The organism is Trinickia fusca (assembly GCF_003628145.1).
In the GTDB taxonomy this organism is placed as follows: Bacteria; Pseudomonadota; Gammaproteobacteria; order Burkholderiales; family Burkholderiaceae; genus Trinickia; species Trinickia fusca.
The window spans coordinates 321,422-338,972 of sequence record NZ_RBZV01000001.1 but is presented as its reverse complement, the minus strand read 5'-3'; the positions used below and the strand labels follow the sequence as shown (position 1 = coordinate 338,972).

16 protein-coding genes are annotated in these 17,551 nt (G+C 65.9%); 10 read left to right on the top strand and 6 right to left on the bottom strand.

Annotated features, from left to right (window positions below; all coding sequences use genetic code 11):
• Nucleotides 1–31 precede the first annotated feature (31 nt).
• From eat to D7S89_RS01445, 4 genes are all read left to right on the top strand, one after another.
• Nucleotides 32–1,435 (top strand): ethanolamine permease, encoded by a 1,404-nt coding sequence (eat, locus tag D7S89_RS01460; RefSeq protein WP_121274947.1) that lies wholly within the window; start codon nucleotides 32–34, stop codon nucleotides 1,433–1,435.
• A 96-nt stretch (nucleotides 1,436–1,531) separates the two neighbouring features.
• Complete coding sequence (locus tag D7S89_RS01455; RefSeq protein WP_121274946.1) at nucleotides 1,532–2,926, top strand: ethanolamine ammonia-lyase subunit EutB; 1,395 nt, start codon at nucleotides 1,532–1,534, stop codon at nucleotides 2,924–2,926.
• Nucleotides 2,923–3,723: an ethanolamine ammonia-lyase subunit EutC gene (eutC, locus tag D7S89_RS01450; RefSeq protein WP_121275976.1), complete on the top strand. Its 801-nt coding sequence runs from the start codon at nucleotides 2,923–2,925 to the stop codon at nucleotides 3,721–3,723. The genes D7S89_RS01455 and eutC overlap by 4 nt, the downstream gene beginning before the upstream one ends.
• A gap of 155 nt (nucleotides 3,724–3,878) precedes the next feature.
• Complete coding sequence (locus D7S89_RS01445) at nucleotides 3,879–4,940, top strand: helix-turn-helix domain-containing protein (protein WP_121274945.1); 1,062 nt, start codon at nucleotides 3,879–3,881, stop codon at nucleotides 4,938–4,940.
• 22 nt (nucleotides 4,941–4,962) lie between these two features.
• Here the strand turns inward: D7S89_RS01445 and D7S89_RS01440 are convergent, their stop codons facing one another.
• The 3 genes from D7S89_RS01440 to D7S89_RS01430 all read right to left on the bottom strand — a co-directional run bounded on the left by D7S89_RS01440 (nucleotide 4,963) and on the right by D7S89_RS01430 (nucleotide 8,592).
• Complete coding sequence (locus D7S89_RS01440) at nucleotides 4,963–5,688, bottom strand: phosphatase PAP2 family protein (RefSeq protein WP_121274944.1); 726 nt, start codon at nucleotides 5,686–5,688, stop codon at nucleotides 4,963–4,965.
• Nucleotides 5,689–6,119: 431 nt separating this feature from the next.
• The gene (locus D7S89_RS01435) at nucleotides 6,120–6,527 is read right to left on the bottom strand and encodes an avidin/streptavidin family protein (protein ID WP_121274943.1); all 408 of its coding nucleotides are present in this window, start codon (nucleotides 6,525–6,527) and stop codon (nucleotides 6,120–6,122) included.
• 409 nt (nucleotides 6,528–6,936) lie between these two features.
• Nucleotides 6,937–8,592, bottom strand: a complete 1,656-nt coding sequence (locus D7S89_RS01430) for a methyl-accepting chemotaxis protein (RefSeq protein ID WP_121274942.1) — start codon at nucleotides 8,590–8,592, stop codon at nucleotides 6,937–6,939.
• 641 nt (nucleotides 8,593–9,233) lie between these two features.
• Here D7S89_RS01430 and D7S89_RS01425 point away from each other — a divergent pair.
• From D7S89_RS01425 to D7S89_RS01415, 3 genes are all read left to right on the top strand, one after another.
• Entirely contained in the window at nucleotides 9,234–10,145 is a 912-nt protein-coding gene (locus D7S89_RS01425; protein ID WP_121274941.1) for an aldose epimerase family protein, read from the top strand.
• 149 nt (nucleotides 10,146–10,294) lie between these two features.
• Nucleotides 10,295–11,017 carry a peptidoglycan DD-metalloendopeptidase family protein gene (locus D7S89_RS01420; RefSeq protein ID WP_121274940.1) on the top strand — a complete coding sequence of 241 codons (723 nt, stop codon included), beginning with the start codon at nucleotides 10,295–10,297 and terminating at the stop codon, nucleotides 11,015–11,017.
• 461 nt (nucleotides 11,018–11,478) lie between these two features.
• On the top strand, nucleotides 11,479–13,119 hold the full coding sequence (locus D7S89_RS01415) for an acyl-CoA synthetase (RefSeq protein WP_121274939.1): 1,641 nt from the start codon (nucleotides 11,479–11,481) through the stop codon (nucleotides 13,117–13,119).
• Between the two features lie 19 nt (nucleotides 13,120–13,138).
• Here D7S89_RS01415 and D7S89_RS01410 read toward each other — a convergent pair whose 3' ends face one another.
• Nucleotides 13,139–13,669, bottom strand: a complete 531-nt coding sequence (locus tag D7S89_RS01410) for a cytochrome b (RefSeq protein ID WP_121274938.1) — start codon at nucleotides 13,667–13,669, stop codon at nucleotides 13,139–13,141.
• Between the two features lie 210 nt (nucleotides 13,670–13,879).
• On the opposite strand from D7S89_RS01410, the gene D7S89_RS01405 reads away from it, so the two are divergent.
• Nucleotides 13,880–14,200 (top strand): DUF2288 domain-containing protein, encoded by a 321-nt coding sequence (locus D7S89_RS01405; protein WP_121274937.1) that lies wholly within the window; start codon nucleotides 13,880–13,882, stop codon nucleotides 14,198–14,200.
• 22 nt (nucleotides 14,201–14,222) lie between these two features.
• Here D7S89_RS01405 and D7S89_RS01400 read toward each other — a convergent pair whose 3' ends face one another.
• Complete coding sequence (locus tag D7S89_RS01400; RefSeq protein ID WP_425470715.1) at nucleotides 14,223–14,453, bottom strand: hypothetical protein; 231 nt, start codon at nucleotides 14,451–14,453, stop codon at nucleotides 14,223–14,225.
• A 161-nt stretch (nucleotides 14,454–14,614) separates the two neighbouring features.
• Between D7S89_RS01400 and D7S89_RS27335 the strand changes: the two genes are divergently transcribed.
• Nucleotides 14,615–14,788, top strand: a complete 174-nt coding sequence (locus D7S89_RS27335) for a hypothetical protein (protein ID WP_183085063.1) — start codon at nucleotides 14,615–14,617, stop codon at nucleotides 14,786–14,788.
• A gap of 96 nt (nucleotides 14,789–14,884) precedes the next feature.
• On the opposite strand, the gene D7S89_RS01395 is transcribed toward D7S89_RS27335, so the two are convergent.
• The gene (locus D7S89_RS01395; RefSeq protein ID WP_121274935.1) at nucleotides 14,885–15,823 is read right to left on the bottom strand and encodes a LysR family transcriptional regulator; all 939 of its coding nucleotides are present in this window, start codon (nucleotides 15,821–15,823) and stop codon (nucleotides 14,885–14,887) included.
• A 157-nt stretch (nucleotides 15,824–15,980) separates the two neighbouring features.
• Here D7S89_RS01395 and D7S89_RS01390 point away from each other — a divergent pair, with 157 nt between their 5' ends.
• On the top strand, nucleotides 15,981–17,531 hold the full coding sequence (locus D7S89_RS01390; protein WP_121274934.1) for an efflux transporter outer membrane subunit: 1,551 nt from the start codon (nucleotides 15,981–15,983) through the stop codon (nucleotides 17,529–17,531).
• Nucleotides 17,532–17,551 lie beyond the last annotated feature (20 nt).

Here is a 17,551-nt window from a genome sequence, read left to right as displayed (position 1 = left end):
GCACCGCGCAGCGATATCAGGGGAGATTCCGATGGGAGCAACATCGACAGACCGGCCTGCAGGTGTCATCACGCACCATGAACTCAAGCAGACGCTCGGCACCTGGCAGTTGTGGGGTATCGCCGTCGGGCTCGTCATCTCGGGCGAGTACTTCGGCTGGAGCTACGGCTGGGCCAGCGCCGGCACGCTCGGCTTCGTCGTCACCGCGCTGTTCATCGCCGCGATGTACACGACGTTCATTTTCAGCTTCACCGAACTCACGACCTCGATCCCGCACGCGGGCGGCCCGTTCGCGTATGCACGCCATGCCTTCGGGCCGGTGGGCGGCTACGTTGCGGGCGTAGCGACGCTGGTCGAGTTCGTGTTCGCGCCGCCTGCCATCGCGCTCGCGATCGGCGCCTATTTGCACGTGCAGTTTCCAGGTCTCGAGCCCAAGCATGCGGCCATGGCTGCCTATCTGGTGTTCATGGCGCTCAATATCGTCGGCGTGCAGGTCGCGGCCGCCTTCGAGCTGTGCGTGACGCTGCTCGCGATCTTCGAACTGCTCGTCTTCATGGGCGTCGTCTCACCGGGCTTTCAGTGGGCCCATTTCGCCAAGGGCGGCTGGGCCGGTGCCGAGCACTTCAGCGTCGGCACCTGGCACGGCATCTTCGCGGCCATCCCGTTCGCGATCTGGTTCTTCCTGGCCATCGAAGGCGTCGCGATGGCCGCCGAGGAAGCCAAGCAACCCAAGCGCTCGATTCCGATCGCCTACGTGACGGGCATTCTCACGCTCGTGGTGCTGGCGATCGGCGTCATGGTGTTCGCGGGCGGCGCCGGCGACTGGACCCGCCTCTCGAACATCAACGACCCGCTGCCGCAAGCGATGAAGTACATCGTCGGCGAACACAGCGGCTGGATGCACATGCTCGTGTGGCTCGGCCTGTTCGGCCTCGTCGCGTCGTTTCACGGGATCATCCTCGGCTACTCGCGGCAGATCTTCGCGCTCGCGCGTGCCGGCTATCTGCCCGATTGGCTCGCGAAGGTGCATCCGCGCTTCAAGACCCCGCATCGCGCCATCATCGCGGGCGGCGTGATCGGCATCGCCGCCATCTACAGCGACGAGCTGGTCCAGTTCGCGGGCCAGACGCTCACGGCCAACATCGTGACGATGTCGGTCTTCGGCGCGATCGTCATGTACATCGTCAGCATGCTCGCGCTGTTCAAGCTGCGCCGCGCCGAGCCCCACCTGGAGCGGCCATTCCGCGCGCCGCTGTTTCCGTACTTCCCGGCGTTCGCGCTGTTCGCGGCCGTGGTCTCGCTCGCGACCATGATTTACTTCAATTGGCAGGTGGCGATCGTCTTTGCGGTCTTCGTCGCGCTCGGCTATGGTTATTTCCTGACGACGCGCGAGCAGCGCGCGCTCGCGCCGACCGACGCACTGCTGGAAGAATGAGTCCGCCACGCGGCCCGGGGGCGGCAAGCGCCTCGCGCACCGGCCGCGCTTGCGCTACGTTGGCGATCGCCACGCGACGATGTGGAGCACCCAAGCATGAGCTATACGGAGCGAATCGGCACGCGCACTTACCGCTTCGCCGATCTCAAGACGCTGCTCGCCAAGGCCAGCCCGCTGCGCTCGGGCGATCAGCTCGCCGGTATCGCCGCCGAACGTGAGGAGGAGCGCGTCGCGGCCAAGATGGCGCTCGCCTGCGTACCGCTGCGCACGTTCCTCGACGACGCGCTGATCCCCTACGAAAGCGACGAAGTCACCCGTCTGATCGTCGATACGCACGATGCGAACGCCTTCGCCGAGATTGCCCATCTGACCGTCGGCGATTTCCGCGACTGGCTGCTCGCCGGCACCACCGGCACCGATGCGCTCGTGCGCATCGCCGGAGGCCTCACGCCCGAGATGGTCGCGGCTGTCTCCAAACTCATGCGCAACCAGGATCTCATCGCCGTCGCGCGCAAGCGCCCCGTCGTCACGCGCTTTCGCAACACGATCGGACTGCCCGGACGCCTGGCCGTGCGCCTGCAACCGAATCACCCGACCGACGACGTCAAGGGCATCGCCGCATCGATGCTCGACGGGCTCATGTACGGCTGCGGCGACGCGGTCATCGGCATCAATCCGGCCACCGACAGCCTGCAAGCGATCACGCGACTCCTCGAGATGATCGACGAGTTCCGCCAGCGCTACGACGTGCCTACGCAATCGTGCGTGCTCACGCATGTCACGAACACGATCGCGGCGATCGAGCGCGGCGCGCCCGTCGATCTGGTGTTCCAGTCGATCGCCGGCACCGAAAAGGCCAACGCGGGCTTCGGCATTTCGCTCTCGCTGCTCGAAGAGGCGCGCGACGCGGCACGCTCGCTCAAGCGCGGCACCGTCGGCGACAACGTGATGTACTTCGAGACCGGCCAGGGCAGCGCGCTGTCGGCCGATGCGCATCACGGCGTCGATCAGCAGACCTGCGAGGCGCGCGCCTATGCGGTCGCGCGACGCTTCGCCCCGCTGCTCACGAACACCGTAGTGGGCTTCATCGGCCCCGAGTATCTGTACGATGGCAAGCAGATCACGCGCGCGGGCCTCGAAGACCATTTCTGCGGCAAGCTCCTCGGTGTGCCGATGGGTTGCGACATCTGCTACACGAACCATGCACAGGCCGATCAGGACGACATGGACGATCTGCTCACGCTGCTCGGCGTAGCCGGCGTGAACTTCATCATGGGCATACCGGGCGCCGACGACGTGATGCTGAACTACCAAAGCACGTCCTTCCACGACGCGCTCTACGTGCGTGAGGTGCTGGGCTTGCGCCGTGCGCCCGAGTTCGAGGCCTGGCTGCAAACGATGGGCATCGTCGACGCACACGGCGCGCTGCTGCCCGCATCGCCGCGCCAGCCGCTGCTCGAAGGCACCCGGCAGTGGGTGGAGGCGCGATGAGCGAGCCACTCGAACCCGATCCGTGGCAGGCGCTGCGGCGCTTCACTCAGGCACGCATCGCGCTCGGCCGCACCGGCAACGGCTTGCCCACCGCGCCGCTGCTCGCGTTCAACCTGTCGCATGCGCAGGCCCGCGACGCCGTGCATCAGCCACTCGACAGTGCGAAGCTGCACGAGCAGTTGCATGCGCACGGCTTCGCCACGCTCGATGCCCATAGTGCCGCGCCCGACCGTGAGCACTACCTGCGGCGGCCCGACCTCGGGCGTCGGCTGTCGGATGCGAGCCGCGCCGAGCTGGCCCGGGCCGCACCAGGCGAGCCCGACGTGGTGTTCGTCGTGGCCGACGGCTTGTCGGCCTCGGCTGCTTCCAAACAAGCGCTGCCGCTGCTGCTCGAAGTGCGAGCGAAGCTCGCCGACTGGCGCATCGGGCCCGTCGTGGTCGCGCAGCAGTCGCGCGTAGCGCTCGGCGACGAGATCGGCCAGGTGCTGCGCGCGCAATTGGTCGTCATGCTGATCGGCGAGCGGCCCGGGCTCAGTTCGCCCGACAGTCTCGGCATCTATGTCACCTACGCGCCGAAGATCGGGCGCAGCGACGCCGAGCGCAATTGCATCTCGAACGTCCGCCCTGAAGGACTCGGCTATGAAGCTGCCGCGCACAAGCTCCACTACCTGCTCACGCGCGCGCGCCGACTTCGCTTGACCGGCGTGGCACTGAAGGACGACAGCGATACGGTGCTGGCGGCCGCGCCCGCGCCTCAATCGCTCGGCGCGCAGGTGCCGGAGGCAAAGCACAGATGAGCGTCGCCCCCCGACGCGAGGCGATGCGTCGGGCACGGTAATTGCATGCTGGATGTGTTTCGCGCGACGTCGCACGCATCGGGTCAGGTTGCGTCGCGTCGAGCGCCGTTCCCGACCCACTTCGCGCGTGCGCGACTTTCGTGCTGATTCCCGCCATGACGATCGACCTCTCCTGCCTTGATGCGCCCGTCCACGTCACGGCACCGCGTCCGCCTGCACGCGTCACCGCCTGCGCGCGTGTGCACACGTCGGTGGCTCATGACGCCGACGAACAAGCGCGCAACTTGCATGGCTGGCGCCAGACCTACGATCAGCTGAGCCCGGGCCGCTTCACGGGCACGTTGACGGAGTGCTTTCTCGACGACTTGACGGTGTTTCGCGAAGTGACGAGCCACGCGTTGCGACAAACCTGCGAGATCGATTCGGATGCCTACTGGTTCGGCATCCCGATTCTCCGCGACGGCATGGGACGCATCGACGGCCATGCGATCGACGGCGAGGCGCTGGCGTTCCGGCCCGGCGGCATCGAGTTCGAGTTGACGACGCCGGCCGACTACGAATTTTTCGGGATCGTGATCGGCGGCGAACGACTGCGCCGACATGCGGCTGCACTCGCGCATCTGGGCCTGGTCGACCGTGCGCCGCGCACCGAGCTCGTGCATATCGACGAGCCGCACAAGGTGCAGTTGTGCGCGTGGCTGCGCGCCGTGCTCGAAGAAAGCACGCGCGGCGCATTGTCGCTGACGGGCTGCGCGCTCGAGCATCTGCAAGCATCGGTGCTCGAGACGCTCGTCGCGTTGATCGAGCCACGCCAGCCCGAGCCGCTTGCAGCCAGCACACATCAAAGGCGCCAGGCGATCGTCGCGCACGCGCGCGAGTACGCGATCGCCCATCGCGAGCGCGCGATCAACGTGCCGGAGCTGTGCGAACAGCTGCACGTGAGCCGGCGCACGCTTCAATACTGCTTTCAGGATGTGCTGGGCATGACGCCGGCTGCTTATCTGCGCACGCTGCGTCTGAACGGTGCGCGCCGCGATCTTGCCAACGCGGCGCGCGGGACGCTTGATCCGCGTGCGACGCACTCGGTCCAGGAAATCGCGGCAAGCTGGGGCTTCTGGCATCTGAGCCAGTTCGCGGCGGACTATCGGCGCCTGTTCGGTGTGCGACCGTCGGAGACGCTCAAGGGCATGGCTGGTGCGCCGCTGCGCTCGAACTGAGCGACGGTAACGGCAGTCCCCCTTAGATTGAGATCATGTGCGTTACACCATGCGCAAGAAGGCGCAGCTCGTCGAATTGCGTCGTGAGCTCGAAACTCAGCGCGAACGCGGCGGCGAAGAACGTGCCCGGATAGCGCTCCGCGAATGCAAGGAACGGCGCGGCCAAACGTGTACGAACGGGCTGCGCGTTCAGCATGCAGGCGATGCCAAAGCCGAGCACGCAGCCAGCCAGGACGTCGCTCGGATAGTGCAGGCCCAGATAGATGCGCGGCAAGCCGATCAGCAACAGCGTGTGCAGCCATGCGTAAAGACCGACCGGCCGCGACGCGAGAAAGATGCCGGTTGCAATCGCAGACCAGAGCATCGCGTGATCGCTTGGAAACGCGCTCCAGGTGCGTGGCAGCAGCTCGTGAATGCTGGCCACCGGATACAGTGACTGCAGTTGCGGCTCGTAGATCGGCCGCAGCCGGAACGGCATGTAGTGAGCCAGCAGACGCCCCGCGGCCAGCGCGATCAGGCCGCTGGCGATCGCCACGACGACGATCTCACGCTCGCGGTGCCGCACGGCCTCACTCGAGCGCGCATCCGCGCGCTCGTGGCGGAACCAGACCCACCACAGCAGCGCCATCAGCACGAGACCCTTGCAAACGTACAGGTTCGTGATCATCTCGACGGCATGCGTAAAAGCAGGTGAATGCTGCCCCATGCCGGTGATCAGCGCGATCAGACGCGTGTCGAACGCGTGCATATTCGTTTGCCCTCCTGATCATCTCCTACCGATGGCGCCACGTATCGTTGGACCTTGGCGGCGGTCCTTGTGCGTCGTCGCATTGTCCGGCGCGCATAAAACGTGCCGCATCATGTTGCCGTGCATCATGCGCGCCGTCCGCCGACTGCTCCACCTGCCCCGATATCACAGGACAAGACGCAAGACGATACGGCAAAGCCCGCAGAACCTACACGTCCTGGGCGGCAACATCAGCGGCGGCTAAGGGATGGGATACAACGGAGCCCGAACGGGTCCTGGGCGGAGGAGACGGCAGACATCGGGGTCGCGGAGGCAACTGCGGGGTTCAGTCGCAATGAAAAAGCCAAGGCGACGACGAAGTCGTCACGGCATGCAGCGCGGCGACAAGCCGGGCACTCGATCGTGAGCCGGGCTTGTCGCCGCAGCAAGGCTTAGCTTTGTTCGAACAAATCCGCGCCAGCGAGGATCGACTCCCAGAAGTTCGATGGGTCCTGCGGCGTGCTCGACATATTCCAGAGGCTGTAGATATAGAGATCGCCTTGCGGATCGCTGAGCAGCAGACCGTTCCAGCTCGTCACCGAGCTGTATGTCGGCTGCCAGTTGACGGTGAACGCGAGTGCGTCACCGGCAATCGTGCCGGCCAGCGTGCCCTTCACCGATTGCCCGCCGCTGCTGACCGCGCTCTTGTAGGTCCCCCCGAACGTCGAACCACTTGTTTGCGTGATCAACATCGTCGAGCCCAGTTCGTTGGTCCACGTGCCCTCGAGACTGCTCGTCGCGGCCTGCTCGGACTTGAGCTGGAGCGAGAAAGGTTTCAGCTTCTTGCGATCGACCGCCATGATGGCCTCCTCTGCCTTGTAACAAAGCAATGTCGCAAAGCACGCCCGATCACGTGCCTGCGCGGTGCGTCGGGAACCCCAGCCAACGCTACTCGCGCAGTCCGCGGGCGGGTACTGTCAAAGATGACAGGCCATCCGCGAGTCGCTGGCAAAGACCGCTTAACCTGCCAACCCGAGGTCGATAAAAAAATGGGACACGCCTCTCGCGTGTCCCCAAGTCCCAGCGTTGCCTCGTTGCATCCCATGCTGTGGTTGGTAGGAGTTAGCGCTTCAGCACTTACCCCTGCCCCATGCAGAGCACTTACTCCTACCCCTCAGCGGTCGACCAGAGTTAGCGCTTCATCACTTACTCTGGTCCCATGCAAAGCTGTCCGGCCACCGCCGTGGCCGTGCCCTCTAAAAATCGCATTCAGCCGTGTACCGCCTCCGGCACAGGCATGGACGCTTCATGCTCTGCGACGGCCCGTGCGCGCCCCACCGGCGCCTGCTGCGACGCGCCGAGCAGATGAAACACGCTGACGGCCGATTCGAGCGACTGCGTCTGCTGACGCAATCCCATCGACGCGGCCGCCGATTGCTCGACAAGCGCCGCGTTGCGCTGCGTAAGCTCGGCCACCTGCCCCACCGCGTCGTTGATCTGCGCGATCTGCGCGCTCTGGCCGCGGCTGGCACGCGCGATATCGGCGAGCGTATCGGTGAGCCGCGTGACGAAACGATCGACCGTGCTCATCGTTTCGCCAGCGCTGCTCGCGGCCTGCGCCGCCACCCCGACCGTATCGAGCGATGCATCGACGAGCGCCTTGATCTCCTTGGCCGCCGCCGCACTGCGCTGCGCAAGGCTGCGCACCTCGCCGGCCACCACCGCGAACCCCCGGCCCTGCTCGCCCGCGCGCGCCGCCTCGACGGCCGCATTGAGCGCCAGGATGTTGGTCTGGAAAGCGATGCCATCGATCAGCGTCGTGATCTCGGCGATCTTGCTCGCGTGGTCGCGCACGCGCGCCATCACCTCGACCGTGCGCTGCACCTCGCGTGCGGCCATCTCGGCCGATTTGGCCGTTTCGATCCCGGTCGCGTTGGCTTGCTCCGCGCCGAGCGCGTTGTGCTCGGCCGTCTCGGTGATCTCGGCCAGGCTGGCCGTCGTCTGCTCGATCGCGCTGGCCTGTTCGTCGGTGCGATTGGCGAGATCGGCCGTCCCGTTGGCGAACTCCTGCGTCGCACGCTCAATCACGTCGATCGAGAGCTTCGCGTCGATGAGGATGCCCACGAGCTTCGCGTTCATCTGATTGAGCATGCGGCCGAGCCGTCGCGCCTGCGCGTCGCCCTGCTCGGGAAAAGCTTCCTGAATATGACCGCACAGCACGTTGAGCGCACTGCGGTTGAGCGCCTTGAGCGGCTCCAGTACCGCACGCATGAGATAGAGGCCCATACCGGCTGAGCAGGCGATGCCGAGCGCGCCGATGAGCCAGCCCTGCGCCGACGGCGGCAGGCCCGGCCACACCGCCTGCGCGCCGAGCGCTTGCAGCAGGAACAGCAGCATCAGCAGCGCGATGACGCCCCACAGCCGCAGCGCGACGGGCAGGCCCAGCGCGCGGTCGAGCAGGCCCGGCATGCCGTTGCGCAAGACCTCGCCGCCCACCAGACGCACGCGTGCGCTGGCCGGCTCGCGCAGCGCATCGTAAAGGCGCGTGGCTTGAGCGATCTGCTCGCGCGAAGGCTTCGTGCGCACCGACATGTAGCCGACCTTGCGCCCGCCTTCGAACACGGGCGTGACGTTCGCGATGACCCAATAGAAACGGCCGTCCTTGCAGCGGTTCTTGACGATGCCGGTCCAGGGCCGGTTACGGCCGATCGTCGCCCACAGGTCGCGAAACACGTCCTTGGGCATGTCGGGATGACGCACGATGTTCTGCGGCTGGCCGATGACTTCATCACGCGTAAAGCCGCTGGTTTTGAGGAACGCCTCGTTGGCGTACAAGATGCGGCCCGATACGTCGGTCCGCGTGATGATGACGTCCTGCTCCGACAGGACAGACTCTTCGCCGGCTGTAGCCAAGTTCTCGCGCATGTTCTAAAGGCCGCCGCGAAAGGCAGCGATAAGGGAATCGAACGCAATGCGATCGTGGCGCGCGACGGGTGGGTGCGGTCACGATCGATCAGACGTCGATGCGTACCTTATCGAAAAACCACAGGGCGCCACCTTGACCCAGATCAAGATCGCTCGGAAAGCAATGGGCGGGTGGCCTCGCGTTCGTGCTAAACGCAACACCGTCGTGCATACAGGTGGGTTCCGCTCGAGCTTGGGCGCTTATGCGCTGCTGGCGAGTGAGAAAGAGGGGAGCCGAATGCCGGCGTCAAACGTTTGCCATCGAACTGAGGGGGCGGACGACCGCAGGTGCGGTCCCCGGGCCGTCGCACCGGTGTGCGACGTGCGTGACGCTAGCGCGCGATGCGAAAAAACAGAACGGTACTGCCGGTGAAGATGCCGAACAGCGCGATTCCCATTGCCATGGCGAGATCCATAGGTCCTCCTGAGACGCCGCCGGCGCGCCAAGGCGCCGGGTGCCGCATACGAGCGGCCATTATGCGTGCGTGAAAGCGTTGCGCGGCAGTCGCGATTTCCCGACCAAGGGTTTGCCCGTAACACGACTCACGGCACAATGGCCTCTTTACGTTCCACGGCGCCACACGCCGCTTCCCCGATTCGCCATGACGCGCTTTCAACAGCAAGACATCGTAGAACTCCATTGCGACGGCGCCCGCGTGCGCGTCGCCCCTCAATTCGGCGGCCGCTTGCTGTCGTGGAGCGTCGGCGGCGAGCCGATCATCCACTGGCCCGACGACGCCGACTGGTCGAACGTCGCTCGCGTGCGCGGCGGCAATCCGCTGCTGTTCCCGTTCCTCGGGCGCCACCGCGTGGACGGCCGCATCGGCGAGTGGCGCGACGGCGCGGGCGTCGTGCGCGCGCTGCCGGCGCACGGCTTTGCGCGCGACCTGCCGTTCACGCCGACGCTCGACGCCGACGGCCGGGGCCTGCGCATGACGCTCGTCGACGACGCCGCGACCCGCGCGCAATATCCGTTCGCGTTCAGCTTCGAGGCCGCCTACCGCTGCGTCGACGCGCATACCCTCGAGGTCGCGCTGACGACCACCAATCGCGGCGATGAGGCACTGCCCTACTACGCTGGCCATCACTTCTACTTCGCGCTGCCGCACACCGTCCGTGCACAGACGACGCTCGAGCTGCCGCCGACCGAACGGCGCCTCCAGCGCGAGGACGGCTCGATTGCTCCGGCGGTGTCTGGCGCACCGCGCTATACGCTCGATGACCCCGAGATCCACGACCGCTTTCATTGCCTGACCAGCATCCCGAGCGAGCCCGTCCGCCTGTCGTGTCCGCCGCTGAACCAGCACATCGAACTCGATCTGCACCGCCCGGGCTCGGTGCCGTGGTACGCGATCACGACGTGGACCGAAACGCCGGCCTCGAACTTCTACTGCGTCGAGCCGTGGCTCGGCCTGCCCGATGCGATCCACAACGGCTTCGGCCTGCGCTGGCTTGCACCGGGCAGCACCGAAACGGCCGCGTTGCGCATCAAGGTCGTCGCTGGCGCTGCCTGAGTGGGCGAGGCTCGGCCTTCACGACCCGCGCATGATTGCTGTGCGCGCCGATTGCGCGCCATGCACGACGGCCCGTTAAAATCTCCTGTTTTTTTACCCGCCGCGCGGCTCGCGCGCGGCGCAGCTTCATGAAGTTCGAGCGAGGTTCAATGTTGCGAAAAACCATTACGCGGCTCGCTTGCCTGCCGCTCGCGGCCGTGCTGGCCGCATGCGGCTCGGCCCCGGTCGCGCCGGGCTACTACCGCGTCGAGCAAGGCGACACGGTCACGAAGATCGCGCGTGTGCACCGTCAATCGGTGCAAAGCATCGTGCGCTGGAATAATCTGCCGAACCCCGATTCGATCGAAGTCGGCCAGACGCTGCGCGTGGTGCCGCCCGGGACCACGCCGGCTGCAGGCGGCCCGGCACGCACCGGCAACGCCCCCGTGACGGCGGCGACCGCGCCCGGCGAAGCACCGGCTCGCACGCCAGCCGCGAGCACCGCGCCCACCAGCGCCCCGGCCACCGGCATCGCGTTGATCTGGCCGACCCAGGGCACCGTCGTGCGCACGTTCAACGGCGCGAACTCGAAGGGCATCGACATCGCCAACGCGGCGGGCACGCCCGTCGTCGCGGCAGCGCCAGGCACGATCGTCTATGCAGGCAACGGCTTGCGCGGCTACGGCAATCTGCTGATCGTCAAGCACAACGCCGACTTCCTGACCGCCTACGCGCACAACCGCGCGCTGCTGGTGAAGGAAGGCGATCGCGTGACCCAGGGGCAGAAAATCGCGGAGATGGGCGATACCGACAACGACCGCGTCGCGCTGCACTTCGAACTGCGTTATGGCGGCAGTTCGATCGACCCGTCCCGCTACCTGCCGACCCGCTAAGCGCAATACACTGACGACTGACGACCGAGGGCTGCCGTATGCGCGATCCGCCTACGGCAGCGGCACATGGACAAAAAAAGCCCGGACGCAGCCGGGCAAACGGGGGTTCGGCGCATTGAGGCAAAGGACCGGTTCGCCATGCGCCAATAGCAATCTAATCGCCATTGAAAACATCAGCAACGGCGTTGATTGGTGAAGCGAACATAATTTGCCAATTAAATTTCAAATCAGGTCGGAGCAATGCGAAGAAACATGCAAAAAAGCAGGCAAATGGCGCATGCCGATCGGGCGAACCCCTCGCACCACAAGGCAGCGAAGACCTCGTCAGGCTAAAATCATTCCATCAATCAATAACCTGATTTTTAACTCGAAAAGCAAGCAATCTTCTGGACTATCGGATATCGAAAATCAAACCGAATAATCGGAAATATCCAACCCAATATATAGGAGGAGACGACGGCATGCTGACCCGAACCGATAGTTACGAGGCGCTCGCAGCAGGATTCGCGTGGCGTATTCCGGCGCGCTACAACATCGGCGTCGACGCCTGCGACAAGTGGGCGGACGGCAACGCACGCCTCGCGCTCATCTATGAGCGACGCGACGGCTCGGTGCACCGCTACAGCTTCGACGAGCTCAAAGCCTGGTCGAACCAGCTCGCGAACAGCTTCGCGCGGTACGGCGTCGCGCGCGGCGAGCGCGTCGGCATCTTCCTGCCACAGGCACCCGAAACGGCGCTTGCCCATCTGGCCACCTACAAGCTCGGCGCCGTTGCCGTGCCGCTGTTCGCCCTGTTCGGCGTCGAAGCGCTGCAATACCGGCTAGCCAATAGCGGCGCCGTCGCGCTCGTCACCGACCTGGCGGGCCTCGAAAAAATCGCGGCCATCCGCGCGGCGTTGCCCGAACTCAAAACCGTCTACTGCATCGATGGTGATGCTGCGGCCGTCGAGGCTGCCGGCGCGATGCCGTTCGCCCGAGCCGTCGCTAACGAATCGACGTCGTTCACGCCCGTCGACACGGCCGCCGACGACCCGGCCGTCATCATCTACACATCGGGCACGACCGGCAAACCGAAGGGCGCCCTGCACGCGCATCGCGTGCTGTTGGGTCATCTACCCGGCGTCGAGATGCCGCAAGCGTTCTTCCCCGATCAGGCCCGCCTCATGTGGACGCCGGCCGACTGGGCCTGGATCGGCGGCCTGCTCGACGTCCTGTTGCCGGCCTGGCACCACGGAGTGCCCGTGCTGGCGAGGCGCTTCGAGAAGTTCGATCCCGAGGCGGCGTTCGATCTGATGGCGCGTCACGGCGTCACGCATGCGTTCCTGCCCCCGACGGCACTCAAGATGCTGCGCACGGTCGAGCAGCCGCGCGAACGTCATGCCCTCTCGCTCGTCGCGGTTTCGAGCGGTGGCGAGTCGCTCGGCGAAGAGCTCATCGAATGGGGCCGCGCCGCGCTGGGTGTCACGCTCAACGAGTTCTACGGGCAAACCGAATGCAACGTGGTGCTCAGCTCGTGCGGCACGCTGTTCGAACCGCGCATCGGATCGATCGGCAAAGCCGTGCCGGGCCACGTCGTAGCCATCGTCGACGACGCAGGACTCGAGCTGCCACGCGGCACCGAGGGCAACATCGGCATCCGCGCGCCGGACCCGGTCATGTTCCTCGGCTATTGGCGTAACCCCGAGGCCACGCGCGAAAAGTTCGCCGGCGACTATCTCGTCACCGGCGACATCGGCGTGATGGACGGAGAGGGCTTCGTGCGCTTCGTCGGGCGCAACGACGATGTGATCACGAGTGCGGGCTACCGCATCGGCCCGGGGCCGATCGAGGACTGCCTGCTCGGCCACCCGGCCGTGCGCATGGCCGCCGTGGTCGGCGTACCCGATGCGACGCGGACCGAGATCGTCAAGGCGTTCATCGTGCTCAACGACGGCTATGCCGCCAGCGATGCGCTCGTGCGCGAGATCCAGGAACACGTGAAGACGCGCCTGGCGGCGCACGAGTATCCTCGTGCCATTGCATTCGTCGACAGTTTGCCGATGACGACAACGGGCAAGATCGTACGCAAGGCGCTGCGCGAAGCGGCCACCTCGCCACATTGAAGGCGGCGCTCGCCTGCTGTCAGGCCATGCGTCGCAGCACGCCGTCGCGCAGAACGAAGTGATGAAAGAGCGCGGCGGCGACGTGCAGCCCGATCAGCCCCAACATGGCCCAGGCGAGCACGCCATGCAGGTCGCCAAGCACGTGGCCGAGCCGCGAGCCGGTCGGTGCGAGCGCCGGCAGCGGCACCGCGCCGAACAACGTGAGCGACCAGCCGCGCGACGAGGCGTTCGCCCAGCCCATCAGCGGCTGCACGATCAGGAGTGCGTAGAGCAACCCATGCGTGAGATGCGCCACCTGACGCGTGAACGGCGAACCTTCGGCGGCGTCCGGCTCGCGCCGCACGATGCGCCACACCGTGCGCACGACCATGACGGCCACGATGGCCGTGCCGAGTTCGAGATGCCAGGCGATCAAGCCGACCGGCTGCGTGCCGTGATGAATTCCGGGCATCGTCCATGCGACGACATACTGCGCGACGACGAGCAGCACGATGAGCCAATGCAGCAGGCGGGCAAACGGATCGTATTGGCGAGAAGCGTCGGAGTGCATGCAATCCTCGGGAAGCGTGGAAGCGATAACGGACGAATCGGACCGCTGGCGAAGCCGGTCCAGGCGATTCTAACGTAGCGCCATTCGTCAGACGACGCGCCACCGGCGACTCGCACAGCGCAAAGCTCGACACCCCGCGCTATGGTTTATAGTGACGCCCCTTTCGGCGCATCCTCTTCTGTTTCTGTTCCTGTTCGAGTTCCTTCAGCCATGACCTCCGGCAACGACATCCCCGCGGGCGAGCACAGCCCGCTCTACTTGAAGCTCCTCGCGGAAACGGCCAAGATCGGCTGGGGCGAGCTCGAGCGCTTTTTCGCGCGCGGCGTGCTGCTGCGCGTCACGCGCGATCTCGATCTCGTGAGCGTCGCCGAAGCGATCGCCGCCGACGATACCGCGCAAGTCACGACATGGCTCTCGAGCGGCCTGGTCGAGCGCGTGCAGGCCGAGACGGCTGCCGATTTCGCGGCGCGCGATCCCGACCTGTGGGCGGTCGTCGTCTCGCCGTGGGTCTGCGTGCAGGAGCGCGGCTGACCTGCACGACGCACGCGTGCCGTCAATGAGCCGGCGCGGTCGTACTGGCGGCGCTGGCAGCGGCGGCAGGTGCAGATAACGCCGGCGCCTCGTCGAGCATCGCGGGCGGCCGGTCGTCGGTCGGCACGCCGCGGTAATCAGGCGGATCCTGCGGCACGCGCGCGCGATGTCCGTTGTCGGCGGCGGCGCATCCTGCCAGCACACTCACGGCAGCCAATACGGCGATCGGGGCGGACCATGCCATTCGCTTCATCCAAGACTCCCGCAGTGAAAAAGTAAGAGAGCGGCGAGTCTAAACGAAAACTGCCGCGAAAACCGCGGTCGCATTGGTCACACCAATGCATACCGCCCCCTTCGATTTCACGCGCGGTGTCCTAGTATGTATTCGTGGCAATCCTCATCAAGGAGGCTGTCATGGATGCTGAATCGATCGCCGGCCTCGTCGGCCTCGCAGTGGGCTTGCTCGTGCTGCTCGCGCTGACGATTTTCGAATCGCGCAGCTACAAGCGCGAACACAACGGCGAAGGGATGATCCATCACTGGCTCGCGGCGCACCATATGCTCGACTGGCGGCGGCCGAAGCACTGAGCCGTTTCACGTCGCCCAACGCGTCAAACGCGTTCAACGCCCCCAAGCGACGCCTCCCGTGCGCGCATCGTGCGCGCATCGTGCGCGCACGGGTACTCATGCGCGCGTGAATTCGCGCAACGCCGCTTGCTCGGCCGCGAGCGTTGCCGGCAGTTCGTCGTACAGGAAATCCACCCAGGTACGAATCTTCGCGTCCAGATATTGCCGCGACGGATAGAGCGCGTAGATGCTCATCGGCTGCGACGTGTACTCGGGCAGCACCCAGACGAGCTGACCGCTCTTGAGCCAGTGCATCGCCGCATAGGTCGGCAGCACGGCAATGCCCATCCCCTCGCTCACCGCAATCGCCATCGCCTCGGCGCCATTCACTTGAAAGGTCGAGGTCGGCAAGGTGTACGTCTCGACGCCTTTCGGGCCGTCGAAATTCCATCTGTCGAACGAGAATGCCGGCGTGGCGAGGCGCAAGCAGACATGATGCGCGAGGTCGGCCGGCGTCCTGGGCACGCCGCGCCGCTCGAGATAGGCCGGCGACGCGCAGGCGATGCTGAAGGCGGTGCCCAGGCGCTGCGAGATCAACCCCGAATCGGGCAGGTCGTAGCCGAGCACAAGGGAGACGTCGTAACCTTCATCGAGCAGGTCGGGGATACGCTGCGACAGCGTCAGCTCGATGTGCACGTCGGGATAGCGCTGCTGATAGCGGCCGATGGCCGGCACGACATAATGCGCGCCGAAGCTGGCCATCGCGTGCATGCGCAGCTTGCCGCACGGCCGGGCGTGGGCGTCGCTGGCCTCGGCTTCCGCCTCCTCGACGTAGGCGAGGATCTGCTGGCAACGTTGCAAATAGCGCTCACCGGCTTCGGTCAGCGCGATGCGGCGCGTCGTGCGGTTCAGCAGGCGGGTGTGCAGATGCGCTTCGAGATCGGAGACGGCGCGCGAGGCATAGGCCGTCGTGGTGTTGAGGTGCTGCGCCGCCGCCGTGAAACTGCCCGATTCGACGACGCGCACGAACACTCGCATGTTTTGAAGCGTATCCATCGCTCTCCCCTTGGTCTTCGCGCCGCGATTGTTGCACGATCAGCAACGGCGATTATCTCAATATCGGTAAAAATGCATTGCATTTTTACGGCTTATTCACTAATTAGGTCAAAAATATAATTCATTCTGATCTATATCGTCGCCCAGGGAGAAAATCGTGCAGTCGCCGATCGGAAAACGCAATGTTTCACTCGCGTTTCTTGCACTGTCGATAATAATTGCAGGCTGCGCCGATACCCAAGGCATCGCACCGCAAAGTCGTGCGCTCCCCCCTGCCTCGCTCGATGCCGGCGCTGCCGTGCGCGCCGCCGCAGCAAGCGCCCGTTGGCCCGAATCCGACTGGTGGCGCGCCTATGGCGACGCGCAACTGAACACCCTGATCGAAACGGCCGAGGCCGGCAGCCCGACGCTGGCCGCCGCGCGTGCCCGCGTGCGTGAGGCTGCCGCGTTCGCCCAGGCCGCTGCCGGTGCGCTCGCGCCGCAGGTCAACGGCAATCTGTCCGTCACGCGCCAGCACTGGCCCGACAACGTCTATTACGGCCCCGGTCCACTGGCCGACACGAACACCTGGAACAACACGGGCGCGCTGAGCCTGTCCTATGGACTCGATCTGTGGGGCCGCGACGAGCACGCCGCCGAGCGCGCCCTCGATGCGGCACAGGCACGCGCGCTCGACGCGCGCGCCGCGCAACTCGAACTCGAAGTCAACATCGTGCGCACCTATGTCGAGCTGTCGAAGCAGTACGCGCTCGTCGACATCGCCACGACCACGCTCGCACGCCAGCGCCAACTCGTGGAGCTCGCGCGCAAGCGGCTCGCCGGCGGCATCGGCACGCAACTCGATCTCAGTCAGGCCGAAGCACCGCTGCCCGAGTACGAACGGCAGCTCGACGCGCTGCGTGAGCAAATTGCGCTGGCGCACAACGAGCTCGCCGCGCTGGCCGGCAAAGGTCCGGGCGCCGGCGACGCCTTGCTGCGCCCGACGCTGCAATTGAATGCCGATGCTGCCCTGCCCTCGACACTCCCGGCCGAACTGATCGGCCATCGTCCCGACGTCGTCGCGGCACGCTGGAGCGTCGCGGGGCAGGCGCGCGGCATCGAAGTCGCACGCGCGGCGTTCTATCCGAACGTCGACCTGATCGCGTCGCTCGGCGGTTTCGCCGTCAGCACGTCGATGCTGCAGTTCCTGCATGCGGCCAACGGCGGCTGGAGCGCCGGTCCCGCGCTGTCGCTGCCGATTTTCAATGGCGGCACGCTCAGGGCGCAACTCGGGGCAGCCTCGGCCGGTTACGACGAAGCGGTCGAGCACTACAACGCGACGCTCGTGACGGCCCTCAAGCAGGTCGCCGATGCGATCGTGCGCGTGCGTTCACTGGCGACGCAAGCGCAGGACGCCGAACGCTCGGCCGACCTCGCCGAGCGCAGCTTTCGCTTGTCGGAGACCGGCTTTCGGCGCGGTCTCAGCGACTACGTCAACGTGATCGTCAGCGAAACGCGCTGGCTCGACGCGCAGCAGCGCGTGGCCCAGATTCGCGCCGAGCGGCTGGCCGCCTATGCTTCGCTGATGAGCGCGCTCGGCGGTGGCCTCGCCGTGCCGAGCGACGGCCCTGGCGATGCCAGCCTGGTGCCGGCGCGACGCCTCTCGTCGCTCGACGCGCTCGTGCACGGCGAAGCACCACGCGCGCACGAAGCAAAAGGCCACGAGTAACCACGGCAACGGAGCGCACG